Below are 18,021 nucleotides of genomic sequence, written 5' to 3'. Positions count from 1 at the left end.
AGATACTATGAAACTGATGCCTTTGTTACTCTCTGGTTTACTTTTCACGTCAGTGGCAAGTGCTGCCACATTAGATATCACATTAAAAGAAGCACTTCCTACAGGTGCAGGTAACGATATTGGTGTTGTTACCATCACTGAAACTGATTATGGACTGTTATTTACGCCAAAGTTGACCGGATTAACACCCGGTGTACATGGTTTTCACATTCATGCTAATGGTTCTTGTGAGCCAGATATGAAAGAGGGGAAACCTGTTCCTGCTTTAAAAGCTGGTGGCCATTTAGATCCTGAAAAAACGGGTGTTCACTTAGGGCCTTATAATAAAGAAGGGCATTTAGGTGATTTACCTGGATTGGTTGTTAATGATAAAGGTGTTGCTGATTACGCAGTATTAGCACCCAAACTAACTAAACTTGAGCAAGTGAAAGATAAAGCCATAATGGTGCACGTCGGTGGCGATAACTATTCTGATAACCCAGAAGCGCTTGGCGGTGGTGGTGCAAGAATGGCGTGCGGTGTGATTAACTAATTGAATGCCTTTATTGTGTTGAAATCAAAGCTGACATCAAGTCAGCTTTTTTTATGCTTACTTATAGCTTATAACCATTCGATATAACAAAACCTAAATAACCCTATTAATTACGTTAGACCGAAATGAAATAAGTGATATAGTGGTTATATATTACATCTTTATTATTCTTTTTAGTTATATGAATATAAATAGAATAGCGGAATAATAAGTCTTTTGTTGAAGGGATAGCCTCTCTATGAAATTACAACAGTTGCGTTATATCGTTGAAGTGGTGAATAACGATTTAAATGTATCAACCACGGCAGAGCGTTTGTATACATCTCAACCAGGGATAAGTAAGCAGATCCGCATGTTGGAAGATGAGTTAGGTATACAAATATTTTCTCGTAGTGGTAAACACTTAACGCATGTGACGCCTGCAGGTGAAGAGATTGTTAGGCTGTCTAGAGAAATTTTGTCAAAAACAGAAGCCATTCGGGCAGCTGCGGGTGAACACACTTATCCAGATAGAGGTTCACTGTCTATTGCAACAACGCATACACAAGCGCGTTATGTATTGCCACCAGTGATAAAAGGTTTTATTGAGCGTTATCCAGATGTTTCATTGCATATGAATCAAGGTTCACCAACACAAATCGCCGAAGATGTTTGCAGAGGTAAAAGTGATTTTGCGATTGCGACAGAATCACTGCATCTTTATAACGATTTAGTCATGTTGCCTTGTTATCGTTGGAATCGTATTGTGGTGGTTTCTAAAGATCATCCTTTGGCTCAAAAACGAGAAGTGACATTAAAAGAGCTTGCTGGTTACGATATCGTGACCTATACCCAAGGTTTTACCGGGCGTTCTGATCTTGATGATGCCTTTGGTAAAGTCGGTTTAAAACCTAAAATTGTTTTCACTGCAACGGATGCCGATGTCATTAAAACGTATGTAAGATTGCATTTAGGTATTGGTGTGATTGCCAGTATGGCGTTTGATCCTGTGCTGGACAGTGATTTAGTGGCGATTGATATGCGTGATAAATTTAGCTATAGCACTACTAAAATTGCCTTCCGCCGTAGTGGTTTCTTACGTGGTTATATGTATGATTTTATGTGGCGTTTTGCACCACATCTTACTCGAAATTTAATTGAACAAGCTGTCGCATTGCGAACTCATGAAGAAATTGAAGAGCTATTTAAAGAGATAGAATTACCATTAGTGTAATACTGAAAGGCGGGTAATTCCCGCCTTCAAGCGTGTTCATAAATCTTAATCCTATATAACTTATTTCAGATAAAAATCCCCACTAAAAAAAGCGTCTGACTTTGTAATGCTGAGTTGACGATACTTGTTTAAAAAATTATAAAATTGTTGATTAATTTGCGGATCATCAAGTGCGTTAGCATCAAAGATAGACGTGATAGTGCTGTACTCTAAAGAAATCGTGAATTTACGTCCAATGCAACTGGCGAGTAACATTTTGGCTGATTGATAGGAAAAACGTAAGCTTAAGATTTTTAATTTAGGCACAAAAATAAGATGGTTATTATGATTGAGGATCTCGGTTACTCCCGCAATGGTTATTGTTTGGTAACTATCTAATGATTGACGTAATCCAATTTCTATCTTTTGGCCTTGAGTGCGTAAAAAATCAATAAACTCTCCTAATGCAGGAGAGGTGGTATTAATCGCTACACCAAGTAATAATTGAATAAAAGCTTGAGCCACCGATAAATTAAATGTTTGTTTATGGAGTTTTTTTGTTTCAATTTTATTGTGTCCTAAAAGAGGAAGATGATTAAGTGTATCTAACCAATGTTCAGGGCGATAATAAGCCTCGTTATCCTCTTTTTTTAATGCAGCAAGATGGTTTGCCATAATAGAAATAAGGCCAATTTGAATATTTTTAAGTTGAGACATCCTTTCTATTTCAAATTCTTCAAAAGACTTTGGTGATGCGATGATAAATTGTACAAGACCTTCTGTATCTTTTAGATTTTGAGAATGTAATGAATTTATCGACAAGGTTTGTGGAAAAGGAGGGGTAATAGGTTCAGCAAAGTAACGATCGGCGCTCATTATATTGTTGAGTAACTCATATTGTTTATTATTCATAAATATTATCCTTTCATAGTGATACCTCCGTTATTAAATCTTAATTAGACAAAAATCCTGAGACTAAATTTTATTAACTCTATGACATCAATAACATTACGTTAACAAATTGTGTGGTCTTTAAGCGAAATTTTGCGTTATATGATATGTTTAATAGATAACCTTACCTATTTTGATAGTTTATTAAACATGCTGTCAGTATAAAAATAAGAAGGAGGAGCTATGTCGTTACGCTTGAAAACAAAGAGTCATTCCACGCTCTTAGTCGGATCTCAAGAATATGAGTACTACCGTCTTTCAGAAGTTGCTCGTCAATTAGGCGATATTACCCGTCTTCCTAAGTCTCTGAAGGTGTTACTAGAAAATTTAGTCCGTTATCTTGATAACGATACTGTTGTTGAAGAGGATATTAAGGCATTAGTTGATTGGCAAAAAACAGCTCATGTATCACGTGAAATTGCCTATCGACCAGCAAGAGTTCTTATGCAAGATTTTACGGGGGTACCAGCTGTTGTCGATTTAGCTGCCATGCGCGAAGCCGTAAAATCTTTGGGAGGACAAGTGGAGAAAGTGAATCCACTATCGCCCGTTGATTTAGTGATTGACCACTCTGTTATGGTTGATGAATACGCCAGTAAAAATGCGTTTGCTGAAAACGTTGAAATAGAAATGGAGCGTAATTATGAACGTTACCTTTTCTTACGTTGGGGACAGCAATCCTTTGAACGTTTTCGTGTTGTGCCACCAGGAACAGGAATTTGCCATCAGGTCAACCTTGAGTATTTAGGTAAAGCCATCTGGTCTGAAGAGCAAAATGGCCGTTATGTGGCTTATCCTGATACCTTAGTAGGAACAGATTCTCACACCACGATGATTAATGGCCTTGGTGTTTTAGGTTGGGGGGTTGGGGGTATTGAAGCGGAAGCTGCGATGTTAGGGCAGCCTATTTCAATGCTTATTCCTGATGTTGTCGGTTTTAAACTGACAGGAAAACTGCGAGAAGGTATTACAGCAACAGATCTTGTCCTCACTGTCACTCAAATGTTACGAGCCCACGGTGTAGTAGGAAAATTTGTTGAGTTCTACGGAGATGGTTTAGCCTCATTACCTTTAGCTGATCGGGCAACGATAGCGAATATGTCTCCAGAGTATGGTGCGACCTGTGGATTCTTCCCAATAGATGAAATCACTCTTGATTACTTGCGTTTAACAGGACGCGAAGAACAAGAAATTGCTCTGGTTGAAGCTTATAGTAAAGAGCAAGGTTTATGGCGTCATACAGGTGATGAGCCTATCTTCACCTCTACATTATCTCTTGATATGGGAACTGTTGAAGCAAGCCTAGCCGGGCCTAAACGTCCTCAAGATAGAGTGAGTTTATCAAGTGTTCCTAATGCATTTAAAGCGGCAGTAGAGCTTGAAGCAAACAAGAAACCACTTTCACACTTTCCTGAAGTAAAAATTGATGGTTATCCTGAATTTAAACTCACTGATGGCGCTGTTGTGATTGCGGCGATCACATCTTGTACAAATACTTCAAACCCGAATGTCTTAATGGCTGCGGGATTGCTGGCTAAAAATGCGGTAGAAAAAGGATTGCAGCGTAAGCCTTGGGTTAAATCCTCTTTAGCACCTGGCTCTAAAGTCGTCACAGACTATCTTAATTTAGCGGGGTTAACCCCTTATCTTGACGAGTTAGGTTTTAATCTTGTGGGATATGGTTGTACAACGTGTATTGGTAATTCAGGGCCTTTATTAGCACCAATTGAAAGTGCAATTAAAGACAATGATTTAACCATTGCTGCAGTATTATCAGGTAACCGTAACTTTGAAGGTCGAATTCATCCGTTAGTGAAAACCAACTGGCTTGCTTCGCCACCATTGGTGGTTGCTTATGCATTGTCAGGAAATATGAATATTGATCTTACTAAAGAACCTTTAGGTAAAGATAAACAAGGTAACCCTGTTTATTTAAAAGATATTTGGCCTGATAGTAAGGCGATTGCGGATGCCGTCGAAAAAGTGAAAACGGAGATGTTCCACAAAGAGTACTCTGCTGTATTTGAAGGGGATGAAACGTGGAAATCACTGAAAACACAAAACACACCCGTTTATACTTGGCAACCTGATTCTACCTATATTCGTCACCCTCCTTTCTTTAAAGGAATGACAAAAACGCCTGCACCGATTAACGATATTCACCAAGCCAGTATCTTGGCAATATTAGGTGATTCAGTAACAACTGACCATATATCTCCCGCTGGAAATATTAAAGCGGATAGCCCCGCAGGGCGCTATTTACGTGAACATGGCGTAGAGCCTAAAGATTTTAACTCATACGGTTCTAGACGTGGTAATCATGAAGTGATGATGCGAGGAACTTTTGCTAATATTCGTATTCGTAATGAAATGGTACCAGGAGTTGAAGGCGGTTTTACCAAGCATATTCCAACCGGTGAAACGTTAGCAATTTATGATGCTGCTATGCGTTATCAGCAAGAAAATACGCCATTGGCGATAATTGCAGGGAATGAGTATGGTTCTGGCTCTAGTCGTGACTGGGCGGCGAAAGGAACTCGTTTATTAGGTGTTCGTGTCGTGATTGCGGGCTCTTTTGAGCGTATTCATCGTTCTAACTTGATTGGTATGGGCGTTTTACCGTTAGAATTCCCAGAAGGCGTTACACGTCAAACATTAGGCTTAAAAGGTGATGAGAAAATTGAGATCACTGGGCTTAATACATTAACACCAGGTCAAGATGTCGCGGTTAATCTTACTTTCGCAGATAATCGCACAGAAACGATTATGGCGCGTTGTCGTATTGATACTCAAACTGAACTTGCTTATTTCCAACATGGTGGCATATTGCATTATGTTATTCGTAATATGCTGTAATTAGTCTTATCGTTATAGAAATAAGAAACGCCTCATTATTTTTATAATAATGGGGCGTTTTTATGTATTTGTAATAATAATTACCAGCCTTGTATAGCGCCACCGTTAAAAATAGTTTCGGCCGCTGTTGCGACTTCGGGGGATTGGTAAGCTTTTATAAAATCCTGTACATTATTAGCGTCTTTATTGTCTTCCCTTGCCACTATGATATTGGTATAAGGGGAGTTTTTATCTTCAATAAAAATGCTGTCTTTTGTCGGGGATAAATTGATTTGTTGAATATACGTGGTGCTAATAATCGCAACCGTGACTTTAGGATCGTTTAATACTCGTGGTAATTGCGCACCTTCTAGCGCCATAATTTTTAATTTAAGAGGATTATCAATAATATCAATAGCAGTAGGTAATAAGCCACTATTGGGTTTTAATGTGATAAGTTTTTCTTTATCTAATAACAGTAAGGCTCGGCCCAAGTTGGTTGGATCGTTAGGAACTGCAATGGTATCGCCAGATTTTAATTCAGAAGGGTGTTTAATTTTTGTTGAATAGCCCGCCATAGGAAAAACAAAAGTATTGCCCACAGCCACTAAATTATAACCACGAGATTTATTATCTTGAGCAAGAAAAGGACGATGTTGAAAAACATTCGCATCTAACTCTTTATTTGCGGTGGGATCGTTCGGTAATAAAGAGCCACTAAACCCCACTAACTCAACGTCTAAACCATATTTTTCTTTTGCGACTTTTTTCGCTATTTCAGCCACATCTTGTTCAGCACCATTTATTACGCCAACTTTGATTGAATAGCGGTTTTTATCGCTATTATCACAGCCCGTTAATAACGTTCCTACTAATAAAAGTGCACCCAAAATCCTACCTGAAAAATGTAATGGCATAATATCTTCCTATCAAAATTTATTTAGTAATAAATAACTTAGAATCAGATGGATAGTCAATGAAATCGAATATGACAATTTTTCACATGATATACTTTAAAGATAAAAATAAGTAAAAAAGCAAGATGTAAGAAAATGAACAGAGAGATAAAGAAGTGAATAAACAAGATAATAGGTAAAAGTCATCAAATAAAAAATCCGAGTGATGAAACTCGGATTTGAAAATAATTAATGCTATGTTGTTGCTTTATTATTGCGCTTTCTTAAATAAAAGATGGCCCATTTTATCGGCTTTGGTATCTAGATAATGCGCATTACTTGGATTACGACCCACAATTAAAGGCACTCGTTCTATCACATTAATACCCGCTGCTTTCATGATTTCAATTTTCTTCGGATTATTGGTTAATAATCGTACTTCATGAACGCCTAACAAATTATACATATCAGCACAAAGGGTAAAATCACGTTCATCAGCTTTAAAACCTAATTCAAGGTTCGCTTCAACGGTATCTAATCCTTTATCTTGTAATGCATAAGCTCTTATTTTATTTAGTAAGCCAATATTACGACCTTCTTGGCGGTGATAAAGTAATACGCCACGACCTGTTTTACTTATTTGTGAAAGCGCGGCTTCAAGTTGGAAACCACAATCACAACGTAGGCTAAATAAAGCGTCACCCGTTAGGCATTCCGAATGAATACGAGATAATACGGGCTCTGTGCCCGATATATCGCCATAAACAAGAGCGACATGATCTTTACCTGTTGCGATTTCTTCAAAACCGACCATTAAAAACTCGCCAAAAGGCGTTGGTAGCTTTGCTTCTGCGATTCGTCTTAATTTCATTATTTTTGACTCATAATTTCAGGTGAAACTCTCGTTCAAGATTATACACTTTATAACGAGAACAAAGAGAAATAAAACACTGAAATATTTCCATGTCTAATTGGCAAGGGAAATAGGTAACACACACTTATAAAATCACACCACAATAAATTATCAGATTTTGGACCTTATTGCATAATGATTTATTGCTAAACGAGCATCGTTTATACTGATTGTCTTTAAGTACGAATGAAAGACAATATTTATATTTGAAAAGAGGCTAATATATTGAATAAGCATTTCACTCAATTAATTTTATTAGGCAGTATATTGCTCTTAATCGTGCCTAGTGCAGTGTTGATCGTGGGATGGCAATGGCAACCTACCGATCACCCTTTAGGGGGTATCAGTACATTGTGGATAGCAAACAGTGCAGCAAAACCTTGGGGGGCCGTGACGATTATTGTTTTGTTAGCGTTGCTTTTTGTGGTTTTAAAATTAAAACGTTACCATTTCATGCAACTGGCCGTGATAATTATTGCGACCTTATCTATTGGGCAATTAATTAAGGTTGCAGTTAAAAATACAGTAAAAGAGCCTCGTCCTTATGTTGTTTGGGTGAGTGAGAATTTGCATATTACTCCAGAGGCTTTTTATCAAGTATCAAGACCTGAGCGAGAACAATTGCTCCAAAATGGATTTGCTAACTCACCGATGATCCCAGAATGGCAACTTAAACATTGGAAAGCTGAAACGGGTTATGCTTTTCCATCCGGCCATAGTTTATTTTCAGCAACACTCGCCTTGTTTGTTTTTGTCCTTTTTATGTTGCGTCGTCATTATTTTTTAGCATCACTCGGGTTATTATGGGGAATCGATGTCACGGTAGGGCGTATTGTATTAGGAATGCACTGGGCATCTGATGTGATTATCGGTATTCTTATCAGTACAGCGCTGGTTTGGTGTGCATTTAAGGTGATTGAGCGACGTATATTACTCAAATCCTGACAATAGCCCTTATTTTTGAGATACAGAATGTCTTTTTCGATATTTATGTGAAAAAATATACGAAAATCAGTTGATTCTAAGAAATGACTTTCTTTGTGCGCAGTGAAAATGCTACCTTTATCTGTCCATTAAAGAAAAGAGAATAAAAAAGGAAATAATGTGAAAAAAGTCCTACTTTTTATTTTAGTTATTCTTATTTTTGCCATCGTGGTTATTGCCATGACTTTGGGCTCAAATAACGATCAGGTAGTCACATTCAATTACCTTATTGCTCAAGGTGAATATCGTATTTCTACCTTGTTAGCCACACTGTTTGGTGTAGGTTTTGTTCTTGGTTGGATTGTGAGTGGTATTTTTTATTTACGTGTACGCTTATCTTTAGGCCGAGCAAAACGTAAAATCAAACGGCTTGAAAGCGCTCAAACAAAACAAGAAAACCAAGAAAGTCGCCCAATGGTTGCTTCTGCTACGAAATAAGGACGATAGCTGATGCTAGAATTGCTGTTTCTGTTATTACCTGTCGCGGCGGCTTACGGCTGGTATATGGGGCGTCGTGGTGCCCAACAGGATAAACAGCAGAATGCCGATCGCCTGTCACGAGAATACGTGGCGGGTGTTAACTTTTTACTTTCTGATCAACAAGATAAAGCAGTAGATCTCTTCCTTGAAATGCTTAAAGAAGATAGCTCTGCGTTTGAAGCTCATCTTACATTAGGCAATCTTTTCCGCTCTCGTGGCGAAGTTGAACGCGCAATACGTATTCACCAATCCTTAATGGAAAGTGCTGCACTTTCTTTTGAACAACGCCTTCTTGCTGTTCAACAACTCGGTCGTGACTATGTCGCCGCAGGAGTTTACGATCGTGCTGAAAATATGTTTCAGCAACTTATTGATGAGCAAGAGTTTCGCCAAAGTGCTTTACAATCCTTGCTGGCTATTTACCAGTTAACCAGCGATTGGAGCAAAGCCATTGACATGGCTGAAAAATTGGTGAAATTAGGTCAGCATGAGTTAAAAGAACAAATTTCACATTTTTACTGTGAATTGGCACTTCAAGAAATGAGTAGTGATAATCTTGATAGTGCACTTAATTTTCTACAAAAAGCAGGGCAAGCAGATCCCTTCTGTGCCCGTGTTTCAATTATGTATGGTCGTATTTATATTGCTCGTGATGAAAAACAAAAAGCCATTGACGTGCTGATGAACGTTATTGAGCAAGATAAAGAGATGGTCAGTGAAACATTACCTATGCTTTTTGAATGTTTTCAAGCACAGGAAGATACCTCTCGTTGGGAGGCGTATTTACGCCAATGTGTCGATAGTAATTGTGGTGCAATTGCCGAGCTTTACTTGGCAGATATTATTGAAGCCAAAGAAGGTATTGAAGCAGCTCAGCTTTATATTAATCGCCAATTAGAACGCCATCCTACGATGAGACTTTTCTATCGGTTAATGCGTTACCATTTAGCAGAAGCAGAAGAAGGTCGAGCCAAAGAGAGCCTTATCTTATTGCGTTACATGGTCGGTGAACAAATTCGCACCAAACCGGATTATCGTTGCCATAAATGTGGTTTTACCTCTCATGCATTATATTGGCATTGTCCATCCTGTCGTTCATGGGATACCGTTAAACCTATTCGCGGTTTAGATGGTCAGTGACGATGTCACTTTTTTAATAGTCTCTTTATAAATAAAGGCCCTAAAATGTCATTTCATTGTGATAAAAAATCGCCCGAGTTCACCTGCGCGCCCGTTATTGTGGCATTAGACTATGAAGATCAAAAAAGTGCGTTAGATTTTGCACAACGTATCGATCCCTCATCTTGCCGTTTAAAAATTGGTAAAGAGATGTTTACCCGTTTTGGGCCTCAGTTTGTCACACAGCTACAAAAAGGTGGCTTTGATATTTTCTTGGATCTGAAATTTCATGATATTCCCAATACCGTTGCAAGAGCGGTTGCAGCTGCCGCTGATTTAGGTGTGTGGATGGTGAACGTACATGCAAGTGGTGGAAGTCGTATGATGCGCGCCGCTAAAGAGAGTCTTGCCTCTTATGGCAAAGACGCGCCACTTTTAACGGCAGTAACTGTGTTAACCAGTATGGATCACTCTGATTTGATTGAGTTGGGCATAACATTGACACCCGCAGAACAAGCAGAACGTTTAGCGTTATTGACAAAATCTTGTGGTCTTGATGGTGTTGTTTGTTCTGCGCATGAAGCAACACGTTTTAAACAAGTTTGTGGTGATGATTTCTTATTAGTGACACCGGGTATTCGCCCAATAGGGAGTGATATTGGTGATCAGCGTCGCGTAATGACACCAGAACAAGCCGTTTTAGCGGGCGTTGATTATATGGTGATTGGGCGTCCAATTACACGTAGTGATAATCCTCTTGAAACATTACAACAAATTAATCGCTCTATACAAGGTATGTAATTAATATGGATAATAACTCTCGTTTGGTTTACTCCACAGATGCGGGTCGCATTAAAGAAGAAGAGCAAAAGCCAGCGCGCCCAGCCGGTGATGGTATTGTTCGTATTCAACGTCAAACTAGTGGACGTAAAGGAAAAGGGGTTTGCGTTGTTTCAGGTATCGATCTGGATGATGCTGAGCTGGTCAAACTTGCCGCCGAACTAAAGAAAAAATGTGGCTGTGGTGGTAGTGTAAAAGACGGTTTAATTGAGATCCAAGGTGACAAACGTGATTTAATTAAATCGCTATTAGAAGCCAAAGGAATGAAAGTGAAACTTGCTGGTGGCTAATTTATTTAGCTAGCTAGATAGCAACAAAATGAATAATAGTGCGCTAATTTTCTATTGAAATTGGCGCATTTTTTATTGTCATTAATAGATGTATTTTAAAGGTATTTTATGAAAGCGTATTTGATGATTGTAACGTTGTTGTATTCTTCTGCGCTTTTGGCAGAAAGCAAAATGGATAAAGTGATTGTCCATGATCAATATTGTTCTTCACCAGAGCAAACGTTGGATGAAGTCTTTGAGAATGGGTCGCTAACACATTGTATTTATACAGGGCTTTCAATTGCAGATGCATATAAAAAATATGTCAATGAGCATGATGAAGAATACCTTGAAAAAATCATTAAGGTGAACAATAACATCCAGAAAGAGTATACAAAAGACGGTGTTTTTGTTGATTATAAATGGGAAAATCCGAAAAAATTAATGATAGAACAGCAGTTTGCAGGTGGTTTTAGCGAAATTTTATTAGAAGAAGATCAAAAAGGTACAAAAATCACGATCACAGGCCATCCCGATTAAGGATTAACTAAGTAGTGAAGTCCGTAAGTAAGATTGTAGGTGACAATGTCACCTACTTGTTTATATTTCATTTTATTCTTTCTCTTCGATTTTTAGATAATTCACCGGTACGAAAAGTGTTAACCATACACCATTATCAGACTGATAAAACTCAAAACCTTCACTAAACATTTTTTCACTATCGACAATTAAAACAACTGCTTTTCCATGACGATTGCCGACATTCACTGCTGTTTTATAATCTTGTGATAGATGAACATATTGGCGACCGTTAGGTATTAAACCTTGATTAAAAATACTGTCGATAAAGCGAGTCGCTGTGCCATGATAAAGTATTTTGGGAGGAGTAATAGCTTGGTAAGCAACCGTAGTCTTAAGCGAGTGTCCTTGAACGGCACGAATAAAAAGCCCATCTTCTGAAATAGCGAAACGCTTTTTATCATTCGTTTTGACCACATCGTTGATAAGTTCAAGGGTTAGTGGCGTGCCTTTCTTCTGAGTTAACAAGATCAATTGTGATATTTCACCCCATCCTTGAGCATCAAGTGATAAGCCAATACTTTCAGGGGCGTGTCGTAATATATAGCTTAAGAAACGGCTAATTTGCACTTTATCTTTCATAATTCAATCCATTTGTTATTTATTAAATTTATGAGACGGGCATGTTATTTTCCCAATCCCATAAAAAATCTCCTTTTCATACTCTTTAAATTTCTAGTGTTATGTCTAACAAAGATAAGAGGCATAAAAAAACTGATAGCTCAAAATGAACTATCAGTTTTATTGTATACCGATTGTAGGTTAATTAGATAGGGCGAGCAACGACATTGCGCGTTTCTAGTTTTACATCTTCGATACGAACGGGAATGATATCATTGAGTTTATAAGCGCTTTCGCCTTTTACAATAACCGTCCCCGTTTCTTGACTGCATTGAATTTCATCACGTACAGCATGTAAGAATGGCGCAGGAATAAAGGCGACAGCTCCATTTTCAACTAAACGAACACGAATACCACCACGTGTAATATCGATAATTTCAGCGTTAAATGGCGTTTCAGTACCTGCAAAAGGTTTTAAGAAACGGGCATATAACCAATCTCCCACATCTCTCTCGGCCATACGATTAGCACGACGGCGTTCTGCAATACGAATACCATCTTCTTCTTGTGGTTTTTCAGCATGTTCTTTGCTGATAATCGCTTTTAGCAAACGGTGATTTAAAATATCACTGTATTTACGAATTGGTGAAGTCCATGTTGCGTAAGCTTCCAACCCTAAACCAAAGTGAGGACCCGGCTCTGATTTGATTTCAGCAAAGTTTTGATAACGACGAATACGGCTATCAAGGAATTGATTTGGTTGGTTATCGAGCTCACGACGTAATTGGCAGAAACCTTCAAGGGTTAACAAACTTTCAGAAGTGGTTTCAATACCATTATCCTTTAGAGTTTGTACAACTTGATCGATATAAAGTGGATCAAAACCAGTGTGAACGTTATAAACACCAAAGCCTAAATTTTTTGCTAGCACTTTAGCTGCACAGATATTGGCCGTGATCATCGCTTCTTCAACAATGCGGTTGGCGATACGGCGTTTTTCCGCAACGATATCTAAAACATTACCACCTTCATCAAGAATAAAACGATAATCAGGACGTTCTTTAAAGACTAGAGCATGTTTTTCGCGCCATTCATGACGTTTTTCACACATCTCTTTTAATAACATTACTTGCTCATGTACGATGTCATTTTCAGGTTTCCAATCGCTGTTACCGCTTTCTAACCAATCTGAAATATGGTCGTAAACCAGTTTAGCTTTGGATTCTACCCACGCAGAATAGAAGTGAATATCTTCAAGCAGAGAGCCATCTTCAGTGATACTGACTTGGCAGACTAAAGCAGGGCGTTTTTCATTAGGACGTAATGAACAGATGTTATCTGACAGTTCGCGAGGCAACATTGGGATATTAAAGCCGGGCAGATAGTTAGTCAGTGCACGTTGTGCTGCAATTTTATCTAATTCACTATTTGGCAGAATATAAGCCGTAGGATCGGCAATGGCAATAAATAGCGTTAATTGACCGTTCTCTTCTTTACGAATAAAGAGTGCATCATCCATATCTTCTGTTGATGCACTATCAATAGTGACAAAATAGAGAGAAGTCAGATCTTCACGAGGTAAAATATCATGTAATGTAAGCGTTTCATTACCCATTTCAGGTGCATTACGTTCAAGCTGATGACGCATTAAAGTCACCCACCAAGGTGCAAAGTGATCATCTTTATCTGTGATGTAGTCTGTTATTTCGGCTTGAAAGCCTTTATCACCTTTATTCAGTGGGTGACGACGCATTACGGCAACAGCCCAATCTTGATTGACAAAACTATGTGTTAAGTTTTGAGCTGGGCGACAAGGGATTGCGTCTTTTAGGAGAGGGTGATCTGGTATTATCCACAGACGGTTATCTCCCTCTTTTTTCTGAATACGGCCGACAAATCGGGTTAAGAAAGGTTCTACTAACTCTTCAGGCTCAACCGACTCTTTATCGCCGTTTGTATGAACGGTAGCAATAACGCGGTCACCGTGCATCACTTTTTTCATTTGCGGAGGGGGAATAAAATAGCTTTTCTGACCATCAACTTCAAGGAAGCCAAAGCCTTTATCTGTTCCCTTTACAAGGCCTTCCACGCGCGGTGTTTGGGCATGGAGTTGCTGTTTTAGCTGTGCAAGCAGCGGATTGTCTTGAAACATATTTTTCCGGAAAGTCGGCAGTTTTAATAATAAAAGTGGGCAATAGTTTTATTCGATTGTGTGTAGCGACGCAAGTAATATCGCATCAGAAAAACAGACAAATCGGCAAATTTTTATTCAGGATCTGTTTTTTCTTTAAATTCACACAGATCTTCAATAATACAAGAGCCACACCGTGGTTTTCGTGCAATACAGGTATAACGGCCATGAAGAATAAGCCAATGATGGCAATCAACTTTAAATTCTGCCGGAACAACCTTTAAGAGTTTTTGCTCAACTTCATTGACATTCTTACCAGGGGCAAAGCCTGTGCGATTACTCACTCTAAAGATATGTGTATCGACAGCAATAGTTGGCCAACCAAATGCGGTATTTAAAACAACATTTGCAGTTTTGCGACCAACACCAGGTAAAGCTTCAAGGGCTTCTCTGTTTTCAGGGACTTCACTGTGATGTTTATCCACTAAGATCTGACAGGTCTTAATCACATTTTCAGCTTTAGTATTATATAGGCCAATGGTTTTAATGTATTTCTTAAGCCCATCCACCCCTAAATCTAGGATTGCTTGTGGTGTATTGGCAATAGGATAAAGCTTAGCGGTTGCCTTATTGACACTCACATCGGTGGCTTGTGCAGAGAGTAACACGGAGATCAATAGTTCAAACGGAGAGTCAAATTTTAGCTCTGTCGTAGGTTGCGGATTGTTATCACGCAACCGAGTTAGAATTTCAATACGTTTTGCTTGATTCATTATGCTCACAAATTAATTTTTAACGATATGACTACCACAGCCTTGTTCTTTTTCGTAAGTTTTCATTGTCGAAGCGCTGCGCTTTTTCTGTCTTTCATCGATAAGGTATTTTCCCGCTAACATAAAGCCTAAACCGATAAAAGCACCTGGCGGTAAAATGGCAAGTAAGAAGGGTGAATCTAAATGAACTATTTCGATTCTTAATACTTGAGCCCATTCACCTAACAGTAAATCTGCACCGTCAAATAATGTTCCGTTACCTAAAATTTCACGGATCGCGCCTAATACAAAGAGTGCGGCTGTTGCCCCTAATCCCATAGCTAAACCATCAATGGCAGAAGGAAAGACTTCATTTTTAGCGGCGAAGGCTTCAGCACGGCCAATAACAATACAGTTGGTGACTATTAATGGAATAAAGATCCCCAACGATTGGTATAAACCATAAGCGTATGCGTTGATCAGTAATTGCACAGCACTGACGACAGACGCGATTATCATAACATAAATTGGGATACGAATTTCAGAAGGAACCCAGCGACGTAAACTTGAAACTGCCACATTGGTGCAAAATAATACTAATGTTGTCGCAAGCCCTAAACCTAATGCGTTAGTTGCTGTTGAAGAAACGGCGAGTAAAGGACATAAGCCAAGTAATTGCACTAGGGCTGAGTTGTTTGTCCATAACCCTTGAGCAAAGAGCGTTTTAATGGAGTTCATATTAATTCGCCTCACAGACAGAGAGTGTTTCTAGCTTCTCTGGTAATGATTGTATTAGCCATGCTGTACGTTTTGATGAGTTAATAACAGCGCGGGGGGTGATCGTCGCACCTGTAAATTGATCAAAATCGCCACCATCTTTTTTTACTGCCCAATGTGGATCGTTTTCACTGGAAATGAATTTATGGCTCAGTGTTGTGATCCAATCAGAAATGCGTGTTTCAATTTTATCACCTAGACCGGGAGTTTCGTTATGTGCGGTTACACGAACACCTAGAACGTTACCTTTAAAGTCAGCACCAACAAGAAGTTCGATTGCACCTGAATAGCCATCTGGCGCGGTAGATTCTAAGGCCGCTGCAACAGGTTTTCCTTCTAAACGCGCTACATAAAGTTTATGAGGGATTGAATTTCCCAATTCAGGTGCCGTAAGTAGATAACAATCTTTAGAAAGTTCATTGTCATACATTGTTTGAGGGATCACTTGATCCAATAATTTTTGTTTTTCTATAGCCACTTGCTCTGCAATGGTATCTGCGGTTAAGTGGTATACCACCGCGGTTAAACCTGTTGTACAAGCCGCAAAGACAGCTAATGTTAGCCCATGACGTTTTAAGATCTCGATCATCATTTTCTCCTTGGCACATTAATGCCCATAAACACGAGGGCGTGTATAGCTATCAATTAAAGGTACAGCGATATTGGCAAGTAATACAGAGAAAGCAACTGCATCGGGATATCCGCCATAAACGCGTATAATCCAAACTAACAAACCAATCATACCCGCATAAATTAAACGACCTTTAGGGGTTGTTGAGGCACTCACAGGATCTGTCGCAATAAAGAAAGCACCTAACATCGTTGCACCTGAGAAAATTTGTAATAGAGGTTGGGAGTAACGAGTAGGATCGATACCCCAACTAATAACAGAACATAAGGCTAACATTGAGATCATTGCAACAGGGATATGCCAGCTAATAATGCGTTTATAAAGTAGAACTAATCCACCAATTAAATAAGCGACATTCACCCATTGCCAGCCAATGCCGGCAAATTTCCCTTGTAAAATAGGTGTCGCTAACACTTCATCAATAGAGTGGGTTAATAAGCCTGTTTTAAAGCTATCAAGAGGTGTAGCTTGCGTAATGCCATCAATGGAGCGTCTTAAATCTTCAAGTGTTAAGCCTGATGATGTATGACCTGTAAAGAAGATATTTAAACTGTCCATGAAATTGTAAGAGACAGCTTGTAATTCAACAGGAGGCATCCACGATGTCATCTGTACTGGGAATGAGATCAATAAGACCACATAACCTACCATTGCCGGGTTAAATGGGTTTTGCCCTAAACCGCCATAAATGTGTTTTGCGATAACAACAGCAATAAAGGTGCCTAAGACAATTATCCACCATGGTGCTAAAGGTGGAATACTAATGGCGAGTAATACACCAGTAAGCAGTGCGGAGTTATCTTTGAGGTAACGTAAAGGATCTTCTTTTTTGAGTTTTACGCAGACAGTTTCAGCCACAAGTGCGACGATTATGGCTAATATAATTTGGTAAATAGTGCCTAAACCAAAGAAGTAGATCTGACTGATGATCCCCGGCAATGTGGCTAAAATAACCCATAGCATAACTTGGCTAGTGGATTGCTGATTATGCGTAAAAGGTGAACTCGCAATTTTTAATTTACTGTTGTTATTTTGTATCGGTCTAAATTTCATCTGTGATTAATCCAAGGTAACTTCTTCTTTAGCACGACGCTGTTCGGCTTCTTTTTTCGCTTTTACTCTGGCAATGGCTGCAGCAACAGCCGCTTTGCGTGGATCGACTTCTTCGGTTTCAGCGCTTTCAGCAGGGGCTTCAACAGTTGGCGTTGCTTGAGAAGTTTGTTGAGCGTCTTTTTTCGCTTTTACTCTGGCAATGGCTGCAGCAACAGCCGCTTTGCGTGGATCGACTTCTTCGGTTTCAGCGCTTTCAGCAGGGGCTTCAACAGTTGGCGTTGCTTGAGAAGCTTGCTGTGCTTTTTTGGCTTTCACACGCGCCAATGCTGCAGCAACAGCTGCTTTGCGCGGATCGACTTCTTCGGTTTCAGCGCTTTCAGCAGGGGCTTCAACAGTTGGCGTTGCTTGAGAAGTTTGCTGTGCTTTTTTGGCTTTCACACGCGCCAATGCTGCAGCAACAGCCGCTTTGCGCGGATCGACTTCTTCGGTTTCAGCGCTTTCAGCAGGGGCTTCAACAGTTGGCGTT

At 39.2% G+C, this 18,021-nt stretch carries 18 protein-coding genes and 1 pseudogene; 9 read left to right on the top strand and 10 right to left on the bottom strand.

Going from position 1 to position 18,021, the window contains the following annotated elements; translation table 11 throughout:
* The first annotated feature begins 7 nt into the window (after window positions 1-7).
* Together sodC and cysB are read left to right on the top strand one after the other, a co-directional pair.
* Window positions 8-532, top strand: coding sequence for a superoxide dismutase family protein (sodC, locus tag GWI97_RS04355; protein ID WP_087802487.1), 525 nt, complete (start codon window positions 8-10; stop codon window positions 530-532).
* 238 nt (window positions 533-770) lie between these two features.
* Window positions 771-1,745 (top strand): HTH-type transcriptional regulator CysB, encoded by a 975-nt coding sequence (gene cysB / locus GWI97_RS04350; RefSeq protein ID WP_036937099.1) that lies wholly within the window; start codon window positions 771-773, stop codon window positions 1,743-1,745.
* A gap of 60 nt (window positions 1,746-1,805) precedes the next feature.
* Here cysB and GWI97_RS04345 read toward each other — a convergent pair whose 3' ends face one another.
* Entirely contained in the window at window positions 1,806-2,636 is an 831-nt protein-coding gene (locus GWI97_RS04345) for a hypothetical protein (protein WP_161751852.1), read from the bottom strand.
* Window positions 2,637-2,858: 222 nt separating this feature from the next.
* Here GWI97_RS04345 and acnA point away from each other — a divergent pair, with 222 nt between their 5' ends.
* On the top strand, window positions 2,859-5,531 hold the full coding sequence (gene acnA / locus GWI97_RS04340; RefSeq protein WP_115370257.1) for an aconitate hydratase AcnA: 2,673 nt from the start codon (window positions 2,859-2,861) through the stop codon (window positions 5,529-5,531).
* A gap of 80 nt (window positions 5,532-5,611) precedes the next feature.
* Here the strand turns inward: acnA and GWI97_RS04335 are convergent, their stop codons facing one another.
* Together GWI97_RS04335 and ribA are read right to left on the bottom strand one after the other, a co-directional pair.
* The gene (locus GWI97_RS04335) at window positions 5,612-6,427 is read right to left on the bottom strand and encodes a MetQ/NlpA family lipoprotein (RefSeq protein ID WP_036937096.1); all 816 of its coding nucleotides are present in this window, start codon (window positions 6,425-6,427) and stop codon (window positions 5,612-5,614) included.
* Between the two features lie 250 nt (window positions 6,428-6,677).
* The gene (gene ribA / locus GWI97_RS04330) at window positions 6,678-7,277 is read right to left on the bottom strand and encodes a GTP cyclohydrolase II (RefSeq protein ID WP_036937095.1); all 600 of its coding nucleotides are present in this window, start codon (window positions 7,275-7,277) and stop codon (window positions 6,678-6,680) included.
* A 267-nt stretch (window positions 7,278-7,544) separates the two neighbouring features.
* Here ribA and pgpB point away from each other — a divergent pair, with 267 nt between their 5' ends.
* From pgpB to GWI97_RS04300, 6 genes are all read left to right on the top strand, one after another.
* Window positions 7,545-8,264 (top strand): phosphatidylglycerophosphatase B, encoded by a 720-nt coding sequence (gene pgpB / locus GWI97_RS04325; protein ID WP_036937094.1) that lies wholly within the window; start codon window positions 7,545-7,547, stop codon window positions 8,262-8,264.
* A 159-nt stretch (window positions 8,265-8,423) separates the two neighbouring features.
* Entirely contained in the window at window positions 8,424-8,741 is a 318-nt protein-coding gene (locus GWI97_RS04320; RefSeq protein WP_036937091.1) for a LapA family protein, read from the top strand.
* Window positions 8,742-8,753: 12 nt separating this feature from the next.
* The gene (lapB, locus tag GWI97_RS04315) at window positions 8,754-9,923 is read left to right on the top strand and encodes a lipopolysaccharide assembly protein LapB (protein ID WP_036937089.1); all 1,170 of its coding nucleotides are present in this window, start codon (window positions 8,754-8,756) and stop codon (window positions 9,921-9,923) included.
* Between the two features lie 45 nt (window positions 9,924-9,968).
* A complete protein-coding gene (pyrF, locus tag GWI97_RS04310; protein ID WP_161751851.1) occupies window positions 9,969-10,703 on the top strand; it encodes an orotidine-5'-phosphate decarboxylase in 735 nt (244 codons plus the stop codon).
* Between the two features lie 5 nt (window positions 10,704-10,708).
* Entirely contained in the window at window positions 10,709-11,032 is a 324-nt protein-coding gene (yciH, locus tag GWI97_RS04305) for a stress response translation initiation inhibitor YciH (protein WP_036937085.1), read from the top strand.
* A 108-nt stretch (window positions 11,033-11,140) separates the two neighbouring features.
* The gene (locus tag GWI97_RS04300) at window positions 11,141-11,551 is read left to right on the top strand and encodes a hypothetical protein (protein ID WP_036937082.1); all 411 of its coding nucleotides are present in this window, start codon (window positions 11,141-11,143) and stop codon (window positions 11,549-11,551) included.
* Window positions 11,552-11,623: 72 nt separating this feature from the next.
* On the opposite strand, the gene GWI97_RS04295 is transcribed toward GWI97_RS04300, so the two are convergent.
* From GWI97_RS04295 to GWI97_RS04265, 7 genes and pseudogenes are all read right to left on the bottom strand, one after another.
* Window positions 11,624-12,172, bottom strand: a complete 549-nt coding sequence (locus GWI97_RS04295) for an RNA 2'-phosphotransferase (protein ID WP_036937079.1) — start codon at window positions 12,170-12,172, stop codon at window positions 11,624-11,626.
* Between the two features lie 184 nt (window positions 12,173-12,356).
* Window positions 12,357-14,303 (bottom strand): exoribonuclease II, encoded by a 1,947-nt coding sequence (locus GWI97_RS04290; protein WP_161751850.1) that lies wholly within the window; start codon window positions 14,301-14,303, stop codon window positions 12,357-12,359.
* Between the two features lie 113 nt (window positions 14,304-14,416).
* Entirely contained in the window at window positions 14,417-15,055 is a 639-nt protein-coding gene (gene nth, locus GWI97_RS04285) for an endonuclease III (RefSeq protein ID WP_123822090.1), read from the bottom strand.
* A gap of 12 nt (window positions 15,056-15,067) precedes the next feature.
* On the bottom strand, window positions 15,068-15,772 hold the full coding sequence (locus GWI97_RS04280) for an electron transport complex subunit E (RefSeq protein ID WP_036937069.1): 705 nt from the start codon (window positions 15,770-15,772) through the stop codon (window positions 15,068-15,070).
* A 1-nt stretch (window position 15,773) separates the two neighbouring features.
* The gene (gene rsxG, locus GWI97_RS04275; protein ID WP_087802481.1) at window positions 15,774-16,400 is read right to left on the bottom strand and encodes an electron transport complex subunit RsxG; all 627 of its coding nucleotides are present in this window, start codon (window positions 16,398-16,400) and stop codon (window positions 15,774-15,776) included.
* Between the two features lie 18 nt (window positions 16,401-16,418).
* Window positions 16,419-17,495 (bottom strand): electron transport complex subunit RsxD, encoded by a 1,077-nt coding sequence (rsxD, locus tag GWI97_RS04270; protein WP_036937063.1) that lies wholly within the window; start codon window positions 17,493-17,495, stop codon window positions 16,419-16,421.
* A 6-nt stretch (window positions 17,496-17,501) separates the two neighbouring features.
* A pseudogene (locus GWI97_RS04265) lies at window positions 17,502-18,021 on the bottom strand (electron transport complex subunit RsxC); the annotation flags it as partial.

This window comes from Proteus sp. G2300 (genome assembly GCF_009915965.1).
GTDB lineage: Bacteria > Pseudomonadota > Gammaproteobacteria > Enterobacterales > Enterobacteriaceae > Proteus > Proteus vulgaris.
Note: the sequence above shows the minus strand (reverse complement) of the source record. Positions and strands in the feature narration are given on the sequence as shown.

Excerpts from the sequence above, each read along its gene's own strand:
- acnA (WP_115370257.1), top strand. The coding sequence starts at position 2,859 with ATGTCGTTACGCTTGAAAACAAAGAGTCATTCCACGCTCTTAGTCGGA.
- lapB (WP_036937089.1), top strand. The coding sequence starts at position 8,754 with ATGCTAGAATTGCTGTTTCTGTTATTACCTGTCGCGGCGGCTTACGGC.
- rsxG (WP_087802481.1), bottom strand. The coding sequence starts at position 16,400 with ATGATCGAGATCTTAAAACGTCATGGGCTAACATTAGCTGTCTTTGCG.
- GWI97_RS04345 (WP_161751852.1), bottom strand. The coding sequence starts at position 2,636 with ATGAATAATAAACAATATGAGTTACTCAACAATATAATGAGCGCCGAT.
- GWI97_RS04280 (WP_036937069.1), bottom strand. The coding sequence starts at position 15,772 with ATGAACTCCATTAAAACGCTCTTTGCTCAAGGGTTATGGACAAACAAC.
- rsxD (WP_036937063.1), bottom strand. The coding sequence starts at position 17,495 with ATGAAATTTAGACCGATACAAAATAACAACAGTAAATTAAAAATTGCG.
- ribA (WP_036937095.1), bottom strand. The coding sequence starts at position 7,277 with ATGAAATTAAGACGAATCGCAGAAGCAAAGCTACCAACGCCTTTTGGC.
- GWI97_RS04335 (WP_036937096.1), bottom strand. The coding sequence starts at position 6,427 with ATGCCATTACATTTTTCAGGTAGGATTTTGGGTGCACTTTTATTAGTA.
- GWI97_RS04300 (WP_036937082.1), top strand. The coding sequence starts at position 11,141 with ATGAAAGCGTATTTGATGATTGTAACGTTGTTGTATTCTTCTGCGCTT.
- pyrF (WP_161751851.1), top strand. The coding sequence starts at position 9,969 with ATGTCATTTCATTGTGATAAAAAATCGCCCGAGTTCACCTGCGCGCCC.
- GWI97_RS04290 (WP_161751850.1), bottom strand. The coding sequence starts at position 14,303 with ATGTTTCAAGACAATCCGCTGCTTGCACAGCTAAAACAGCAACTCCAT.
- cysB (WP_036937099.1), top strand. The coding sequence starts at position 771 with ATGAAATTACAACAGTTGCGTTATATCGTTGAAGTGGTGAATAACGAT.
- nth (WP_123822090.1), bottom strand. The coding sequence starts at position 15,055 with ATGAATCAAGCAAAACGTATTGAAATTCTAACTCGGTTGCGTGATAAC.
- sodC (WP_087802487.1), top strand. The coding sequence starts at position 8 with ATGAAACTGATGCCTTTGTTACTCTCTGGTTTACTTTTCACGTCAGTG.
- yciH (WP_036937085.1), top strand. The coding sequence starts at position 10,709 with ATGGATAATAACTCTCGTTTGGTTTACTCCACAGATGCGGGTCGCATT.
- GWI97_RS04295 (WP_036937079.1), bottom strand. The coding sequence starts at position 12,172 with ATGAAAGATAAAGTGCAAATTAGCCGTTTCTTAAGCTATATATTACGA.